This window comes from Burkholderia sp. BC1, from assembly GCF_052683555.1.
Map to the genome: position 1 here is coordinate 1 of NZ_JBQYLP010000201.1, position 16,314 is coordinate 16,314.

16 protein-coding genes are annotated in these 16,314 nt (G+C 68.6%); 7 read left to right on the forward strand and 9 right to left on the reverse strand.

Annotation, left to right across the window (positions count from 1 at the left end; translation table 11 throughout):
* The 3 genes from ACSHSS_RS30875 to ACSHSS_RS30885 all read left to right on the forward strand — a co-directional run.
* A partial coding sequence (locus ACSHSS_RS30875; protein ID WP_445546029.1) for an efflux RND transporter permease subunit occupies nt 1-1,295 on the forward strand: 1,295 nt, incomplete at its 5' end.
* A gap of 2 nt (nt 1,296-1,297) precedes the next feature.
* On the forward strand, nt 1,298-2,833 hold the full coding sequence (locus ACSHSS_RS30880; RefSeq protein ID WP_445546030.1) for an efflux transporter outer membrane subunit: 1,536 nt from the start codon (nt 1,298-1,300) through the stop codon (nt 2,831-2,833).
* A gap of 119 nt (nt 2,834-2,952) precedes the next feature.
* The gene (locus ACSHSS_RS30885) at nt 2,953-3,981 is read left to right on the forward strand and encodes a MerR family transcriptional regulator (protein ID WP_445546031.1); all 1,029 of its coding nucleotides are present in this window, start codon (nt 2,953-2,955) and stop codon (nt 3,979-3,981) included.
* Nucleotides 3,982-4,182: 201 nt separating this feature from the next.
* Here ACSHSS_RS30885 and ACSHSS_RS30890 read toward each other — a convergent pair whose 3' ends face one another.
* The 4 genes from ACSHSS_RS30890 to ACSHSS_RS30905 all read right to left on the reverse strand — a co-directional run bounded on the left by ACSHSS_RS30890 (nt 4,183) and on the right by ACSHSS_RS30905 (nt 7,132).
* On the reverse strand, nt 4,183-4,884 hold the full coding sequence (locus tag ACSHSS_RS30890; protein WP_105840476.1) for a hypothetical protein: 702 nt from the start codon (nt 4,882-4,884) through the stop codon (nt 4,183-4,185).
* Complete coding sequence (locus ACSHSS_RS30895) at nt 4,862-5,083, reverse strand: helix-turn-helix domain-containing protein (RefSeq protein ID WP_035972324.1); 222 nt, start codon at nt 5,081-5,083, stop codon at nt 4,862-4,864. Before ACSHSS_RS30895 ends, ACSHSS_RS30890 begins: the two co-directional genes overlap by 23 nt.
* Before the next feature lie 8 nt (nt 5,084-5,091).
* A complete protein-coding gene (locus tag ACSHSS_RS30900; RefSeq protein ID WP_175794594.1) occupies nt 5,092-5,655 on the reverse strand; it encodes a DUF2975 domain-containing protein in 564 nt (187 codons plus the stop codon).
* Between the two features lie 64 nt (nt 5,656-5,719).
* Nucleotides 5,720-7,132, reverse strand: a complete 1,413-nt coding sequence (locus tag ACSHSS_RS30905; RefSeq protein ID WP_175794592.1) for a sigma-54 interaction domain-containing protein — start codon at nt 7,130-7,132, stop codon at nt 5,720-5,722.
* 279 nt (nt 7,133-7,411) lie between these two features.
* On the opposite strand from ACSHSS_RS30905, the gene ACSHSS_RS30910 reads away from it, so the two are divergent.
* The 3 genes from ACSHSS_RS30910 to ACSHSS_RS30920 are packed head-to-tail and all read left to right on the forward strand — an operon-like array spanning nt 7,412 to nt 10,831.
* Nucleotides 7,412-8,296 carry an MBL fold metallo-hydrolase gene (locus ACSHSS_RS30910; RefSeq protein WP_006399998.1) on the forward strand — a complete coding sequence of 295 codons (885 nt, stop codon included), beginning with the start codon at nt 7,412-7,414 and terminating at the stop codon, nt 8,294-8,296.
* A gap of 33 nt (nt 8,297-8,329) precedes the next feature.
* Complete coding sequence (locus ACSHSS_RS30915; RefSeq protein ID WP_445546032.1) at nt 8,330-9,997, forward strand: TIGR01244 family sulfur transferase; 1,668 nt, start codon at nt 8,330-8,332, stop codon at nt 9,995-9,997.
* 27 nt (nt 9,998-10,024) lie between these two features.
* Nucleotides 10,025-10,831, forward strand: coding sequence for a sulfite exporter TauE/SafE family protein (locus tag ACSHSS_RS30920; protein WP_445546033.1), 807 nt, complete (start codon nt 10,025-10,027; stop codon nt 10,829-10,831).
* An 85-nt stretch (nt 10,832-10,916) separates the two neighbouring features.
* Here ACSHSS_RS30920 and ACSHSS_RS30925 read toward each other — a convergent pair whose 3' ends face one another.
* From ACSHSS_RS30925 to ACSHSS_RS30940, 4 genes are all read right to left on the reverse strand, one after another.
* On the reverse strand, nt 10,917-11,741 hold the full coding sequence (locus tag ACSHSS_RS30925) for an ABC transporter permease subunit (protein WP_261540802.1): 825 nt from the start codon (nt 11,739-11,741) through the stop codon (nt 10,917-10,919).
* The gene (locus tag ACSHSS_RS30930; protein WP_006399994.1) at nt 11,738-12,667 is read right to left on the reverse strand and encodes an ABC transporter permease subunit; all 930 of its coding nucleotides are present in this window, start codon (nt 12,665-12,667) and stop codon (nt 11,738-11,740) included. The genes ACSHSS_RS30925 and ACSHSS_RS30930 overlap by 4 nt, the downstream gene beginning before the upstream one ends.
* Nucleotides 12,664-13,836: an ABC transporter ATP-binding protein gene (locus ACSHSS_RS30935; RefSeq protein WP_445546034.1), complete on the reverse strand. Its 1,173-nt coding sequence runs from the start codon at nt 13,834-13,836 to the stop codon at nt 12,664-12,666. The genes ACSHSS_RS30930 and ACSHSS_RS30935 overlap by 4 nt, the downstream gene beginning before the upstream one ends.
* A gap of 88 nt (nt 13,837-13,924) precedes the next feature.
* Nucleotides 13,925-15,019, reverse strand: a complete 1,095-nt coding sequence (locus ACSHSS_RS30940) for a polyamine ABC transporter substrate-binding protein (protein ID WP_445546035.1) — start codon at nt 15,017-15,019, stop codon at nt 13,925-13,927.
* 342 nt (nt 15,020-15,361) lie between these two features.
* Here ACSHSS_RS30940 and ACSHSS_RS30945 point away from each other — a divergent pair, with 342 nt between their 5' ends.
* Entirely contained in the window at nt 15,362-15,565 is a 204-nt protein-coding gene (locus ACSHSS_RS30945) for a DUF1289 domain-containing protein (RefSeq protein WP_006404745.1), read from the forward strand.
* A gap of 85 nt (nt 15,566-15,650) precedes the next feature.
* Here the strand turns inward: ACSHSS_RS30945 and ACSHSS_RS30950 are convergent, their stop codons facing one another.
* Complete coding sequence (locus ACSHSS_RS30950) at nt 15,651-16,301, reverse strand: OmpW/AlkL family protein (protein ID WP_006399987.1); 651 nt, start codon at nt 16,299-16,301, stop codon at nt 15,651-15,653.
* Nucleotides 16,302-16,314: the final 13 nt, after the last annotated feature.

Here is a 16,314-nt window from a genome sequence, read left to right on the forward strand (position 1 = left end):
GCGCGCCGCGTTTCTATCTGCCGCTCGATCAGCAGCTGCAACTGCCGAACTTCGCGCAGTTCGTGATCACCGCGAAATCGGTCGAGGATCGCGAAAAACTCGCGAGTTGGCTCGAAACGACGCTGCGCGACCGTTTCCCGGCCGTGCGCTGGCGGCTGTCGCGGCTCGAGAACGGGCCGCCCGTCGGCTACCCCGTGCAGTTCCGCGTGAGCGGCGACGACATCGCGACGGTCCGCTCGATCGCCGACAAGGTCGCGGCGACGATGCGCGGCGATGCGCGCACGGTCAACGTGCAGTTCGACTGGGACGAGCCGGCCGAGCGCTCGGTGCGCTTCGAGCTCGACCAGAAGAAGGCGCGCGAGCTGAACGTCACGTCGCAGGACGTGTCGAGCTTCCTCGCGATGACGCTGTCCGGCACGACCGTCACGCAGTATCGCGAACGCGACAAGCTGATCGCCGTCGACCTGCGCGCGGCGCAGCCCGACCGCGTCGATCCCGCGAAGCTCGCCGGCCTCGCGATGCCGACGCCGAACGGCGCGGTGCCGCTCGGCTCGCTCGGCCGCTTCACGCCGACGCTCGAATACGGCGTGATCTGGGAGCGCGACCGCCAGCCGACGATTACCGTGCAGTCGGACGTGCGCGCGGGCGCACAAGGCATCGACGTCACGCACGCGATCGACGGCAAGCTGAACGCGCTGCGCGCGCAGCTGCCGGTCGGCTACCGAATCGAGATCGGCGGCTCGGTCGAGGAAAGCGCGAAGGCTCAGGCCTCGATCAATGCGCAGATGCCGCTGATGGCGATCGCCGTGTTCACGCTGCTGATGATCCAGCTGCAAAGCTTCTCGCGCGTGCTGATGGTCGTGCTGACCGCGCCGCTCGGGCTGATCGGCGTGGTGGGCACGCTGCTGCTGTTCGGCCAGCCGTTCGGCTTCGTCGCGATGCTCGGCGTGATCGCGATGTTCGGGATCATCATGCGCAACTCGGTGATTCTCGTCGACCAGATCGAGCAGGACATCGCGGCCGGTCACGGCCGCTTCGATGCGATCGTCGGCGCGACCGTGCGGCGCTTCCGGCCGATCACGCTGACCGCCGCGGCGGCCGTGCTCGCGCTGATTCCGCTGCTGCGCTCGAACTTCTTCGGGCCGATGGCCACCGCGCTGATGGGCGGCATCACGAGCGCAACCGTGCTGACGCTGTTCTACCTGCCCGCGCTGTACGCGACCTGGTTCCGCGTGAAGCGCGACGAACGCGATCCGCAGGACGGCCCGCCGCATGGCGCGCCGTCGGGAGCTTGACCATGGAATCGTCGATGAACCTGAAAACGAAAGTCGTGCGCGCGCTCGCCGTCGCGAGTGTCGCCGGCCCGCTTGCCGGCTGCAGCGCGTTCGCGCCGAGCGGCGCGCCGCCCGCGATGCCGTCGCCCGCGCATTACGGCGCCGCGCCGCAGGCTGAGCAGACCGTTGCCGCGCACGGCGTCGCGCAACGATTCGAGGTCGGCGCGCAGCCGGTGCCCGACTGGTGGAAACAGTACCGTTCCGATGCGCTGAACGCGCTCGTCGACGAAGGGTTGCGCAACAGCCCGACGCTCGCGGCGGCCGCGCATTCGCTGGACGCCGCGCGCGAGCAGCTGCGTGCGCAGATCGGCAGCTCGCTGCTGCCGTCGATCGACGCGGGCGGCCAGGCGACGCGCCAGCGCGCGCTCGGCGTGCCGATTCCGGCGCTCGGCGCGCCGACGCTGCTGTACGACACGTTCGTCGGGCAGCTGCAGGCGAGCTACACGGTCGACCTGTTCGGCGCCGCACGCTTCGCGAATCGCGCGCTCGGAAAGCGCGTCGACGTCAGCGCGTTCCAGCTCGAATCCGCGCGCCGCGCGCTCGCCGCAAACATCGTGACCGCGTCGATCACGGTGTCGGTGCTCAATGCGCAGATCGACACGACCGAGCGGCTCGTCGCGCTCGCGAACGACCAGGCGCGCGATGCCGAACGCCGCCACGCGCTCGGCGCGGCGTCGCGCGGCGACGCGCTGAACGCACGGCAAAGCGCCGACACGTTCGCCGCGAGCCTGCCCGCGCTGCGCCAGCAGCGCGACTCCGCGCGCCACGCGCTCGCGGTGCTGATCGGCCGCACGCCGGACCGGCCGCCGGCCGATCTCGCACTCGCCGATCTGCACCTGCCCGAGCAGGTGCCTGTCGTCGTGCCGTCCGATCTGCTGCAAAGCCGCCCCGACATCCAGGCGGCCGACGCGGGGCTGAAAGCGGCCGCAGCCGAAGTCGGCGTCGCGACCGCGCAGCTGTTCCCGCAGCTGTCGCTGTCCGCCGCGATGGGCAAAGGCGGATTCAGCTGGCCGACGATGCTGTCGGGCGCCGGCGCGATCTGGAACGTCGGCGCGTCGCTGAGCCAGCCGATCTTCCACGGCGGCGCGCTGCTCGCGCAGCGCCGCGCGGCGAAGGCGAGCTACGAAGCCGCGGTCGACCAGTACCGGCAGACGGTGCTCGCCGCGTTCCAGAACGTCGCCGACTCGCTCGCCGCGATCGAGCACGATGCCGAAGCGCTCGACGCGTCGTCGCGGGCGGCGCTGGCCGCGCGCGGCGCGTACGACGACGCGGCCGCCCGCGTGCGGCTCGGCGCGCTGCCGCCGTCCGCGGCGCGCGCGAGCGAGCTGCAGTACCGGAATGCGCGGCTCGACGAAATCCGCGCGACCGGCGCGCGGCTCGCGGACACCGCGCGGCTCTATCAGGCGATGGGCACGCCGCCGCTCGACAAGGCCGCCGACACCGCCGGCAGCCCGCAAGCGCGCGCTGCCGCGAACGGCGTCGCTGCGTCCGCGCAATGACGCGGGCTTGCGTCGGGCGCACGCGGCCTCATCCGGTGCGCCCGACGTTCGAACTTCCGCTTGACCCTCACGTAGCGTAACGTTCGACACTCCAGTGTGCGCATCGAACGGAGGGAAACATGCGGCTGAAAGTGGGAGAACTGGCGAAACGCAGCGGGCTGACCGTCCGCACGCTTCATCACTATCACGCGATCGGCCTGCTGACGCCTTCGGCGCGCGCCGACAACGGCTACCGGCTGTACGACCGCGACGACGTCGCGCGGCTCCACCAGATCCAGGCGCTGCGTCGCTTCGGACTGTCGCTGGCCGAAATCGGCGATTACCTGAACCAGCCCGGCACCCCGCTCGTCGATCTCGTCGCGAAGCAGATCGCGTCGCTCGACCGTCAGCTCGCGCAAGCGTCGCAGTTGCGCGAGCGGCTCGTGAGTCTGCATGCGCAGCTCGCCGCGGGCACGGAGCCGGAGCTGTCCGATTGGCTCACCACACTGGAGTTGATGACCGTGTACGACAAATATTTTTCCGATGAAGAACTCGCGCGCATGCCGATGTACCGCAAGAGCCAGACCGGCGATGCGGAGTGGATCGCGCTCGTCGCCGACGTGCGCGCGCTGCACGATGCGGGCGTGCCGCCGGAGGACGACCGCGTGCGCGCGCTCGCCGATCGCTGGATGACGCAGCTCGTGCGCGACACCGCCGGCGACCCGCGGCTGCTCGCGAAGCTGAACGTGATGCACGAGCGCGAGCCGTCGATGCAGTCGAAGATCGGCATTTCGACCGAATTGCGCGACTACGTGCTGAAGGCCGTGGCCGAAACGAAGATGCGGATCTTCGAGAAGTATCTGAATCCGGACGAGATCCGCTTCATGCGTGCGCACTACGGGCAACGCGCGATGGAATGGCCGCAGCTGGTGGCCGACGTGCGCGATGCGCTCGAGGCCGGCAAGCAGCCCGACTCGCCGGAGGGCCGCGCGCTCGCGCAACGCTGGCTCGACCTGTTCCGCAGCTACGCGGGCAACGATCCGGCCACGCACGCGAAATTCCGCGACGCGATGGCGAATGAGCCGGCGCTGATGAAGGACGCGTGGGTCGACGACACGCTGCTCGGCTTCATGCGCGCGGCGATCGCGCAGCTCGCGCCGGTGCGCTGAGCGGTCGGCGCCGACGGCGGTGTGCGCGTCGTGACGTGCGTGCCGTGCCTGAGTTGCGTGCCGTGCGTGTTGCCGTGACGTCCGTGCCGGCGGCGACGCATCGCCGTTGCGGCCGGCATGTGACGGGCGGCGCGGTACGGCGCATCGGCCGGCATTCGTCGCGCGGCCCGCTTGCAAGAACGCGCAAGCGGGCCACGCGCTTCACCACTTGCAGCCCGTATCGCGCACCGCGTCGAGCGCGAGCATCGGCAGCGCGAGCAGCCCGGCGCCCGCATACGCGTTCCGGCAATCGGCGCGCCGCGCGTTCGACATGCCGGACGCCAGCGTCGCATCGACGGTAGGACGACGCGGTGCCGCGCTTGCCGCCGAGGCGCCCAGTGCGTTCACCGTCGCCTGCGCCGCGCTGCGACCGACCGCACCCGCGCTACCGATCGTCGCCAGATCGCGCGACCAGTCGACATCGGGCGCAGCGCGAGCGTCGGCGCGTTGCTCGGGTCGCTCCAGCGCGGCGTTCGTGGCGACATGCGCGCCCGTCGCATCATTGGCAAGCGAACGCGTCGTGTTACGCGCGTTCGGTGCGACCGCAGAACGTCGTGCCGATCGAGCGGTGCCGCGCGTGCCGGCGTCGGGCGCGATACGCGCGGCCGCATGCGGTAACGGCGGCGAACGCGGCGCCGGCGGCATCTCAGGAATCAACCTGACGCTCAGCGCGATCCGTGCGGACGCATCGACTTTCGGTCGAGCCGTGCCGGCCGCGCTCGACGTCCATTGCAGCACGAACCATCCGAGCACGTGCAGCGACAGAGCCGCGACACAGGCCAGCGCGACGACGTGCGGCCGCCGCAGCCGCCGCGCTTCCCCCGCTCGCAGCGACGACGCGTCAATCCGGCTCGCCGCCGTCATCGGTGAACGCCAGCAGGTCGCCCGGCTGGCAGTCGAGATAGCGGCAGATCGCCTCGAGCGTCGCGAAGCGGATGCCCTTGACCTTCCCCTGCTTGAGCAGCGACAGATTCTGTTCGGTGATGCCGACGGCCGCCGCGAGGTCCTTCGAGCGAACCTTGCGGGTCGCGAGCATCACGTCGAGCTTGACCACGATCGTCATCGCGCGCCTCAGACGAATTGCCGATGTTCGGCGTCGAGTTCGCTCGCCTGCCGCAGGATGTGCGCGATGACCGCGATGCACGCGGCGGTAAACAGCGCGACGACGTACGGCAGCGTAAAGCCGACGCTGACGACGCGATGCCCGGCCGGCTCGCGCATCGTCGCCCACACGGTCAGCAGCGGTTCGCACAGCACGCTGAGCAATACCCACATCCCGATCGCGCGCCCGGTCTTGCCGAGATGGCCGGCTGCCTGCGCGGAGAAATAGTCGCGGCGCGCGTACGTGCGAAACAGCTGGCGCAGATGATGAAGGCCGTTCGCGAGCGCGACGAGCGGCACGCTCGACAGCACGATGCCGACCGCCTTCTGCCACCACGGGAACGCGGCGACGTCGACCTGCAGGCCGGACATCACCGAGTCGGTCAGACCGAACACGAAACCGGGCCCGGCATGCGTCGCGTTCAGCGACGGGAAAACCCAGCATGCGGCGTTCAACGCCAACATGCCGACGATGAACCACAACGTAACGGCAGCCATCCGCTGGCTGATGCGGGCGATGCGATCGGTGTGCATGGTTTGCCTCGACGAGCGTGGAAGATGCGCCGATTGTACGCCAAGAATTATCGTAAAACGATAATTAATTGTTGTCGCAATGTGATTTTTTATCGCCGAACGTGCTTCCAAGCGCCTTCAGCCGCCGGTAAAGCGTCCGCTCGCTGATGCCGACGCGTTCGGCGAGCGCCTTGCGCGTGCCGCCGAATTCCGCCGCGATGCGCGCGAGTTCGGCGTCCGTCGTCGCGCCGGCCGCGCGCGTGCCGTCGCGCGGTGCATCCGCGGCCGCCACGAGTTCGGGCGGCAAGTGCTCGACGCGGATCGTGCCGTCGTCCGCGAACAGGCATGCGCGCTCGAGCACGTTGCGCAGTTCCCGGATGTTGCCGGGCCACGCATAGGCGTCGAGGCACGCGAGCGCGCGTTCGCTCAGCACGCACGGCCGCGCGCCGGCGTCCGTCGCCGCGCCGGCCCGCGCGTTCGCGATGCGCCGCAGGATCGATTCGGCGAGCAGCGCGACGTCGCCGCGCCGCTCGCGCAGCGCGGGCAGCGCGATCGGAAACGCGTTGATCCGGTAATACAGATCCTGCCGGAACCGGCCGTCGGCGATCATCTCGCGCAGCGGCTTGTGCGTGGCCGCGACGAGCCGGAAATCGGCGCGCAGCGTCTCGACGCCGCCGACGCGCCGGAACGTGCCCGACTCGATCAGCCGCAGCAGCTTCACCTGCATCGGCAGCGGCACGTCGCCGATCTCGTCGAGAAACAGCGTGCCGCCCTGCGCCGTCTCGACGAGGCCCGGCTTGCGCTGGTTCGCGCCCGTAAATGCACCCTTCTCGTAGCCGAACAGTTCGCTCTCGAACAGCGTTTCGGCAATTCCCGAACAATCGACGACGACGAACGGCCCCATCGCGCGATCGCTCGCCTCGTGCAGCGCACGCGCGAACAATTCCTTGCCGGTGCCCGATTCGCCGAGCAGCAGCACCGGCAGCGTCGACGGGGCGACGCGCTGCAGCGCGCCGAGCGCCGCATTGAACGACTCCGCGCTGCCGACGAGCCCTTCCGCGCTCGGCTGCGCCGACGCGCTGCGCACGGTCGTCAGCCGCTCGACGTATGCGATCACGTCGCCGCCTGCGTCGAAGATCGGCCGCAGCTCGACGTCGACGTGCTCGGGCCCGCGCGGCGTGTGATGAATATGCAGCACGCGATCGAGGCCGCGCAGCGCCTTCGCGCGCTTCATCGGGCAGTGCTCGCCGGCCTGGTCGCACGGCACGTCGTAGTGGTGCGATACCTGAAAACAGTGCCGGCCGACGTGCTCGACGCCCGCGACGCCGAACTGCCGCCGGTACGCGCCGTTCGCCGCGAGGATCCGGTAGTCGGGATCGACGACGATCATCGGCTGCGGATCGTGTTCGAGATAGGCGACGAGCGCACGCACGTCGGGCGCGAGCGCCGGCGCGTGCGGCGGCACGGGAACGATCGGAATGGTGTCGTGCGGATTCATCGGGATTCCGGGGGATCGATCGGAGGATGCGGCGGCCGCGACGAGCCAGCGCGCTCGGCCGGAGCTGCCACAAGGACTGCCAATTCTGCCACACGACTGCCACGCGTGGCAGCAAGCCGCGCCGGCCCTGGCGCGGCGACGTCCACGCGCCGCCTCGCGCGCGCCGAAAACCTGTGCGCAATCAAGGACCTGCTTGGACGGCGAGCGCCGCCCTGCTCGCTGGCACGGTTCTTGAGCCATGGATCGCCGTTGCTCCATCCACCGTTCGAGGACATTCCCGTGACGCACTCTGCCGGCCTGGCGGTCGAAGGCTTTTTCGACCCGGCGACCCACACCGTCAGCTATCTGCTGCTCGACACCGCGACGCGCGCCTGCGCGCTGATCGACAGCGTGCTCGATTACGACCCGAAGTCCGGCCGCACGCGCACGGACAGCGCCGATCGGCTGATCGCGCGCGTCGCCGAGCTCGGCGCGACCGTCCATTGGCTGCTCGAGACGCACGTGCATGCCGATCACCTGTCGGCCGCGCCGTACCTGAAGGCGCGCGTCGGCGGGCGGATCGCGATCGGCGCGCAGGTGCGGCGCGTGCAGCACGTGTTCGGCGACCTCTTCAATGCGGGCCCCGGCTTCGCGCGCGACGGCAGCCAGTTCGACGCGCTGCTCGACGACGGCGACACGCTCGTGCTCGGCACGCTGACGATCCGCGCGCTGCATACGCCCGGCCATACGCCCGCCTGCATGACCTACTGCGTCGACGACGCGACGCAGCGTGCGGCATTCGTCGGCGATACGCTCTTCATGCCCGACTACGGCACCGCCCGCTGCGATTTTCCGGGCGGCGACGCGCGCACGCTGTACCGCTCGATCGCGCGCGTGCTCGCGCTGCCGCCCGACACGCGGCTCTATCTGTGCCACGACTACCAGCCGGGCGGGCGCGACGTGCAGTTCGTGACGACCGTCGCCGAGCAGCGCCGCGCGAACGTGCACGTGAAGGACGGCGTGACCGAGGACGACTTCGTCGCGATGCGCACCGCACGCGACGCGACGCTCGAGATGCCGGTGCTGATGCTGCCGTCCGTGCAGGTCAACATGCGCGCCGGCCATCTGCCCGAACCCGAAAACAACGGCGTGCGCTATCTGAAGATCCCGCTCGACGCGATCTGAGAGCCGACGCGCCCTTCAAACGAGAACCCCGACATGACTCTTCGCACGCTGACCGACACGCTCGCCGTGTCCCCACAGATTGCCGTGGCCGACCTGCCCGCGCTGCACGCCGCCGGCATCCGCACGATCGTCTGCAACCGTCCGGACCGCGAAAGCGCCGACCAGCCCGACCTCGCCGAGATCCGCGCGGCCGCCGCGCCGCTCGGCATCGCGGTCCACCATCTGCCGGTCGAACCGGGCAGGATCACCGACGACCACGTCGCGCAGTTCCGCGCACTGCTCGCGTCGGCCGTCGGCCCGACGCTCGCGTACTGCCGCACCGGCACGCGCTCGGCGACGCTATGGGCGCTGTCGCAGGCAGGCCGCATGCGCGCCGACGACATCGTCGCGACGGCCGCCGCGGCGGGCTACGACCTCGCCGCGCTCGCGCCGCGGCTTGCAGGCGGGACCGCCGACGCGACGCACGCGCCCGACGCGCGCCACGAGATCGTGATCGTCGGCGCCGGTGCGGCGGGCATCGCGGTCGCATCGAGCTTGCTTGCGCGCGAGCGCACGCTCGACATCGCGATCGTCGATCCGGCCGACGTCCACTACTACCAGCCGGGCTGGACGATGGTCGGCGCGGGCGTTTTCGAGGCCGGCACGACTGCGCGCGCGATCGCCGACGTGCTGCCGCGCGGCGTGCAGCGCATCCGTGCGGCGGTCGCCGCGTTCGAACCCGACGCGCATGCGGTCGTGCTCGACGACGGCCGGCGCATCGGCTACGGCAAACTCATCGTCTGTGCGGGGCTCAAGCTCGACTGGCAGGCGATCGACGGTCTCGCCGACACGCTCGGCCGCAACGGCGTCACGTCGAATTACCGCTACGACCTCGCGCCGTACACGTGGCAGCTCGTGCAGGCATTTCGCGGCGGCAACGCGCTGTTCACGCAGCCGCCGATGCCGATCAAGTGCGCGGGCGCGCCGCAGAAGGCCATGTATCTGTCCTGTGATCACTGGCTGCGCACGGGACGACTGGGCGCCGCTCACGTCGAGTTCCTCAATGCCGGCAACGCGCTGTTCGGCGTTGCCGACTACGTGCCCGCGCTGATGGCGTACGTGAAGCGCTACGGGATCGCGCTGTCGTTCGGCCACAACCTCGTCGCGATCGACGGCCCCGCGCGCCGCGCGACGTTCGTGCGCACACTGCCCGACGGCGGCACCGAAGCGGTCGTCCGCGCGTTCGACATGATCCACGTCGTGCCGCCGCAGAAGGCACCCGATTTCGTGCGCACGAGCGCGCTGGCGGACGCCGCCGGCTGGGTCGACGTCGATCCGGCGACGCTGCGCCACCGCCGCTACGCGGACATCTTCGCGCTCGGCGACGTGACCAACACGACGAACGCGAAGACCGCGGCGGCCGCGCGCAAGCAGGCGCCCGTCGTCGCGCACAACGTGCTCGCATCGCTCGGCCGCGCGGCCGGCGAAGCGGCCTACGACGGCTACGGCTCGTGCCCGCTGACGGTCGAACGCGGCAAGATCGTGCTCGCCGAATTCCTGTACGGCGGCAAGGTCGCGCCGACCTTCCCTGCCTGGCTGCTCGACGGCCGGCGCCCGTCGCGGCTCGCCTGGCTGCTGAAGGCGCGCGTGCTGCCGCCGCTGTACTGGGACGCGATGCTGAAGGGCCGCGAATGGCTCGCGCAGCCCGCGATCGTGCGCTAAGCGCCGCGCGTTCGACGGAATCCGATCATGCTGGTTTCTCTCCTACTCGGCGGCTGCGTCGGCGCGGTGCTCGGTCTGACCGGCGCCGGCGGCGGCATTCTCGCGGTGCCCGCGCTCGTCGTCGGCATGGGCTGGCCGATGCAGCAGGCGACGCCCGTCGCGCTCGTCGCGGTGGCCGGCAGCGCCGCGCTCGGCGCGCTCGAAGGCTTTCGCCGCGGGCTCGTCCGCTATCGGGCGGCGCTCTTGATGGCCGTGGCCGGCGTGCCGCTGACGACGCTCGGCGCCCGCCTCGCGCATGTGTTGCCGCAACGCGTGCTGCTCGCGCTGTTCGCGCTGACGATGCTGGCCGTCGCCGCGCGCCTGCTGCGCCAGGCGCTGCGGCAGCCGGCGGCCGACGCGCAGCTTTCGCCGCTCTGCGTCGGCCGCGTGAATCCCGACACGGGCCGTCTCGTGTGGTCCTGGCCCGTCGGCCTCGCGCTCGCATCGACGGGCGCGGTGACGGGGCTGATGACGGGCCTGCTCGGCGTCGGCGGCGGCTTCGTGATCGTGCCGATGCTGCGCAAGTTCACCAACGTGTCGATGCACGGCATCGTCGCGACGTCGCTGATGGTAATCGCGCTCGTCGGCACGGGCGGCGTGTTCGCGACGCTCGCGGCCGGCACGCACGCCGCGCTCGACGTGATGCTGTGGTTTACGGTCGCGACCGCGCTCGGGATGGCGGCCGGCCGCGGCGCGTCGCGGCACCTGTCCGCGCGGCATGTGCAGGCGGGCTTCGCGGCGGTGCTCGTCTGCGTCGCGCTCGGGCTGCTCGCCAAGGCCACGTTCGGCGCGTGAGCCGCGGCCGCACGCAATAAAAGACAACGCCCGGGCCGATCGATATCGGCACCGGGCGTGGTTCGTTGCGATCGCAACGTTCGGATCAGGCCGTCGCGAACGCCGCCATCCGCTTGCGCTCCTGCCGCAGCATCACGAAGTTCGCAACGACGACACCGATCGTCACCGCGATGATGAACAGCGTCGCGAGCGCGTTCATCTCCGGATTCAGGCCGAGGCGCACGCGCGAGAACACGACGAGCGGCAGCGTCGTCGAGCCGGGGCCCGAGAGGAACGCCGACAGCACCAGATCGTCGATCGACAGCGTGAACGACAGCAGCCAGCCCGCGATCAGCGCCTGCGAGATCAGCGGCAGCGTGATCGTGAAGAACACCTTCAGCGGCGTCGCGCCGAGATCGAGCGCGGCCTCTTCCAGCGACGGATTCAGCTCGCGCACGCGCGACTGCACGATGATCGCGACGTACGAGATGCACAGCATCACGTGGCCGAGCCAGATCGTGAAGATGCCGCGCTCGGCCGGCCAGCCGATCCATTTCGCGAGTTCGATGAACAGCAGCAGCAGCGAGATCCCCTGAATCACTTCGGGAATCACGAGCGGCGCGTTGATCATCCCGCTGAACAGCGCGAAGCCGCGAAAGCGCCCCATCCGCGCGAGCACGAAGCCGGCCCACGTGCCGATGATCACCGACGCGAACGCGGTCAGCACGCCGATCTTCAGCGACAGCCACGCGGCCGTCAGCAGTTCATCGTCGTCGGCGAGCGCCGCATACCAGCGGAACGAGAAGCCCGACCAGACGGTGACGAGCTTCGACTCGTTGAACGAGTAGACGATCAGGCTGATGATCGGGATGTACAGGAACGCGAACCCGGCAAACAGCGCGGCGAACTGCAGATAACGATTCGGTTTCATCGACGACGGCCCTCCTGCTCCTTCGCCTGGAAGTGCTGGAACATCGCCATCGGCACGAGCAGCAGCAGCACCATCGCGCAGGTCACGGCCGACGCCATCGGCCAGTCTGCGTTGTTGAAGAACTCGTTCCACATGACGCGGCCGATCATCAGCGTGTTCGCGCCGCCGAGCAGTTCGGGGATCACGTACTCGCCGACTGCCGGAATGAACACGAGCAGGCAGCCCGCGATGATCCCGTTCTTCGACAGCGGCAGCGTGATCTGCACGAACGCCTTCCACGGCTTCGCGCCGAGATCGTACGCGGCTTCGAGCAGACGCAGGTCCATCTTCACGAGATGCGCATAGAGCGGCATCACGAGGAACGGCAGATACGAATAGACCATGCCGATATAGACCGCGTAGTTGGTCCGGTACAGTTCGATCGGCGTGTGGATCAGCCCGATCCACATCAGGAAGTTGTTCAGCAGGCCGTTGTTCTTCAGGATCCCGATCCACGCATACACGCGGATCAGGAACGACGTCCAGAACGGCAGCATCACGCCCATCATCAGCAGATTGCGCGTAGCCGGATTCGAGCGCGCGATGTAGTACGCCATCGGATAGCCGATCAGCAGGCAGAGCAGCGTCGTGATCGCGGCGACGACCACCGAGTTCACGTACGTCGCGAAATACAGGCTGTCCGACAACAGGAACGCGTAGTGCGACAGGTTCAGCGCGATGTGCACGACGCCGTCCGCGTACGACGCGAGCTCCGAATACGGCGGAATGCCGAGCTGCAGCTCCGCGAAGCTGATCTTCACGACCAGCACGAACGGCACGAGGAAGAACAGCACGAGCCACGTGAACGGGCCGGCCACCACCGCGGTGCCGCCCGTCAGGTTGAAGCGCCGCACCGGCCACGCGAGCAGGGACTTGAGCGCGTTCATGACGTCAGCACCACCCCTGCCGTCGCGCTCCAGCGCACGTAGATCTCGTCGCCGAGCGCCGGCGTGTCGAGTTCCGAAATCGCGAGGCTCGACACGTTCGCGATCACCGTCTTGCCGCCATCGAGCTTCACGTGATACAGCGAATAGCCGCCCATGTACGCGACGTTCGTGATCGCGCCGCGCGCCCAGTTGAACGCGCCCTCGGGCGGCTTGCGCGTGAGCGCGATCCGCTCGGGGCGCACCGATACCGTCACCGGCATCCCGAGCGGGCCCGTGATCCCGTGGCTCACGTACAGCCGGCTCGGCAGCTCCGGCGATTCGATATACGCGTGGTCGGGCTCGTCCTCGACCGTCACGCCGTCGAACAGGTTCGTCGACCCGATGAATTCCGCCGAGAAGCGGCTGTTCGGATATTCGTAGACTTCGTTCGGCGAGCCGATCTGCACGATCTGGCCTTCGCTCATCACGGCGAGGCGGTTCGCCATCGTCATCGCCTCTTCCTGGTCGTGCGTGACCATGATGCAGGTCACGCCGACCTTGTGCAGGATGTTGACGAGCTCGATCTGCGTGCGCTGGCGGATCTGCTTGTCGAGCGCCGACATCGGCTCGTCGAGCAGCAGCAGCTTCGGGCGCTTGACCAGCGAGCGCGCGAGCGCGACGCGCTGCTGCTGGCCGCCCGACAGCTGGTGCGGCTTGCGCTTCGCGTACTTGCCCATCTGCACGAGATCGAGCGCCGCGGCGACGCGCTCCTTCAGCTCGGCCTTCGGCGTGCCTTCCTGCTTCAGCCCGAACGCGACGTTCGACTCGACCGACATGTGCGGAAACAGCGCATACGACTGGAACATCATGTTCACGGGTCGCCGGTACGGCGGCATCTGCGCGAGGTCCTCGCCGTCGATCAGGATCTTGCCGGACGTGACCGTCTCGAGGCCGGCAAGCATGCGCAGCAGCGTCGACTTGCCGCAGCCCGAGCTGCCGAGCAGCGCGAACAGTTCGCCCTGGCGTACGCTCAGGTTGACGCTACGCACGGCTTCGGTGTCGCCGAACTTCTTCACGACGTCGATGATCTGGACAAAGTTCTCCGCGCGTGCGTCCGCGCCCGACGGGGAGCCCGACGGAGAAACGAAAGACGGCGCGCCCGTGGCCGGCGGACTCGACTGGCTCTTCATGATCTGCTGCTTCTCTCCTGCGTTTGAACGAACAAAGCCCCCGGGGACACCAGGGGCTTGATGACTGCTGGCTTCACTGCGGCGCGTATCAGCGTCCCGACTTCAGCTCGGTCCACAGACGCGTCTGCAGGCGCTGAACGTCGGCCGGCAGCGGCTTGAGCAGGAACAGCGTCTTCACGACGTCGGCCGGCGGGTACACGGCCGGGTCGTTCGCGACGTCGGGCCGCACGTACTTGCGGGCTTCGGCGTTCGCGCTCGGGTAGTACACGGCGTTGGTGATCGCCGCATGCACCTTCGGATCCTCGATGTAGTTGATCCACTGCAGCGCGGCTTCCTTGTTCTTCGCGTCCTTCGGAATCGCCATCACGTCGAACCAGACCGGCGCGCCGCCCTTCGGAATGTAGTACTCGATCTTGTACGGCTTCTTCGCCTCGAGCGCGCGGTGCTTCGCGATCACGACGTCGCCCGACCAGCCGAACGCGAAGCAGATGTCGCCGCCGACCATGTCGTTGATGTAGCCCGACGAGTTGAATTGCGTGATGTACGGACGGATCTTCTTCAGCACTTCCATCGCGGCCTTGTAGTCGGCCGGGTTCGTGCTCATCGGATCCTTGCCGATGTAGTGCAGCGTCGCCGCGAACATCTGGTCGGGCGCGTCGAGCACCGACACGCCGCAGGTCTTCAGCTTCGAGATGTTCTCGGGCTTGAACAGGATGTCCCAGTTGTCGAGCGCGACCTTGCCGAGCACCTGCTGCGCCTTGTTGACGTTGTACGCGAGGCCCGTCGTGCCGTAGGCCCAGGGCACCACGTACTTGTTGCCCGGATCCGCGCCGGCGACGAGCGCCATTAGCTGCGGATCGAGATACTTGAGGTTCGGCAGCTTCGACTTGTCGAGCGGCGTGAAGATGCCGGCCGCGATCTGCTTGCCCGCGTAGTTGCTGGTCGGCACGACGATGTCGTAGCCCGAGCTGCCGGTCAGCAGTTTCGCCTGCAGCGTGTCGTCGCTGTCGTAGTTGTCGTAGCGGACCTTGACGCCGGTCTGCTTCTCGAAGTTCGGGATCGTGTCCTTCGCAATGTAGTCCGACCAGTTATAGACATTGAGCTGCGTATCCTTCGCTGCTGCCGCCGATGCGCCCACACAGAGCGCGAGCGCCGCGAACCGGCCCGCCACCTTTGCTTTCATCCCGTTCTCCCTTCGGCCGGACCGCTTGCCCGGCTGCCGTCTGCCTCGTGATGGCGCCGCATTCCGTCGCGCCGCCCCTAGAAAACCCCGAACGCTACCATCATTCGCGCCCCGTCACAAAAAAATCATGCCGGTGTCGCGCAAACGGAACAGATTCCCGCCGCCGGCCGGCTCGGCCGCCCGTGCGACGGGGCATTCCGGGGGAAATTCTATCGGGTAATCCGCGGCTGTCCATCGGAAAAAGAACGCCGGTCGTGGTGCCGTGCGACCGCGCCGCGGCAGCCGTCCGGCGCGATGCTTTAAAATGGCGCGCTCACGATTTCCTCCGCGCGAACCGTCCCGATGGCCTCCAATCTCCACGACCTGCCCGACAGCCCCTGCATCGGCGTCTGCTCGACCCTCTTCGACGAAGTCTGCAAGGGCTGCGGCCGCACGGCCACCGAGGTCTCGAACTGGGTGTTCATGAGCGACGACGAAAAGCGCGCCGTGTGGACGCGCATCACGCGCGAAGGCACCGCGATGCGGTTCCGCAACGACAAGCTGTAAGCGCGCGCCGCACGAATAAAAAACGCGGCATGCCGACTGCCATGCCGCGAACCCCAACTCCGTTCGTTTCGTGCCGCGTGCGGCGCTAGAACTTCATCCCGACACCCACGCCGACGATCAGCGGATCGATATGCAGCGTGCCGATGCCGCGGTCGCCGAGCGTCGCGTCCGTGCTCATCCAGATCTTCTTCACGTCGACGTTCAGGAACACGCGCTTCGTCATCTGCACGTCCACGCCGAACTGCAGCGCCGGCCCGAAGCTGCTCTTGCCGATCGACACGCCCTCGCCGCCGACGTTGAGCCCGTTGTTGTAGAAGTACGTGTAGTTCAGCCCCGCGCCGACGTACGGCCGCACCTTGCCCGCATGGTTGAAGTGGTACTGCAGCAGCAGCGTCGGCGGCAGCACGTTCACGCCGCCGAGATGGCCGGCGCTCGACGTCACCTGATGCCGCGACGTGCCGAGGATCAGCTCGACGCCCAGGTAGTCGCGGATCATGTACGTGAAATCGAGCTCCGGCACGATCGCGTTGTTCACGCCGACGTTCAGCGCGCCGAGCGTGTCGCTGCCGCGCTCGTTCGGCTGGATGCTGATTGCGCGCAGCCGCACGAGGACGTCGCCCTGATGAATGCCGTCGCCGGGCGACGCCGCCTGCGCGAGCGACGGCAGCGCGACGCTCGCGGCCACCACGGCCGCGGCAATGAAACGTGTTCGAATCGTGTCAATGGTTTGATGCATGGTACGGACCCCC

Bases quoted from the DNA above. Each gene is read 5' to 3' on its own strand.
- ACSHSS_RS30885 (WP_445546031.1), top strand. From the start codon at position 2,953: ATGCGGCTGAAAGTGGGAGAACTGGCGAAACGCAGCGGGCTGACCGTC.
- ACSHSS_RS30930 (WP_006399994.1), bottom strand. From the start codon at position 12,667: ATGAACGCGCTCAAGTCCCTGCTCGCGTGGCCGGTGCGGCGCTTCAAC.
- ACSHSS_RS30920 (WP_445546033.1), top strand. From the start codon at position 10,025: ATGCTGGTTTCTCTCCTACTCGGCGGCTGCGTCGGCGCGGTGCTCGGT.
- ACSHSS_RS30915 (WP_445546032.1), top strand. From the start codon at position 8,330: ATGACTCTTCGCACGCTGACCGACACGCTCGCCGTGTCCCCACAGATT.
- ACSHSS_RS30890 (WP_105840476.1), bottom strand. From the start codon at position 4,884: ATGACGGCGGCGAGCCGGATTGACGCGTCGTCGCTGCGAGCGGGGGAA.
- ACSHSS_RS30945 (WP_006404745.1), top strand. From the start codon at position 15,362: ATGGCCTCCAATCTCCACGACCTGCCCGACAGCCCCTGCATCGGCGTC.
- ACSHSS_RS30905 (WP_175794592.1), bottom strand. From the start codon at position 7,132: ATGAATCCGCACGACACCATTCCGATCGTTCCCGTGCCGCCGCACGCG.
- ACSHSS_RS30950 (WP_006399987.1), bottom strand. From the start codon at position 16,301: ATGCATCAAACCATTGACACGATTCGAACACGTTTCATTGCCGCGGCC.
- ACSHSS_RS30925 (WP_261540802.1), bottom strand. From the start codon at position 11,741: ATGAAACCGAATCGTTATCTGCAGTTCGCCGCGCTGTTTGCCGGGTTC.
- ACSHSS_RS30895 (WP_035972324.1), bottom strand. From the start codon at position 5,083: ATGACGATCGTGGTCAAGCTCGACGTGATGCTCGCGACCCGCAAGGTT.
- ACSHSS_RS30940 (WP_445546035.1), bottom strand. From the start codon at position 15,019: ATGAAAGCAAAGGTGGCGGGCCGGTTCGCGGCGCTCGCGCTCTGTGTG.
- ACSHSS_RS30880 (WP_445546030.1), top strand. From the start codon at position 1,298: ATGGAATCGTCGATGAACCTGAAAACGAAAGTCGTGCGCGCGCTCGCC.
- ACSHSS_RS30900 (WP_175794594.1), bottom strand. From the start codon at position 5,655: ATGCACACCGATCGCATCGCCCGCATCAGCCAGCGGATGGCTGCCGTT.
- ACSHSS_RS30935 (WP_445546034.1), bottom strand. From the start codon at position 13,836: ATGAAGAGCCAGTCGAGTCCGCCGGCCACGGGCGCGCCGTCTTTCGTT.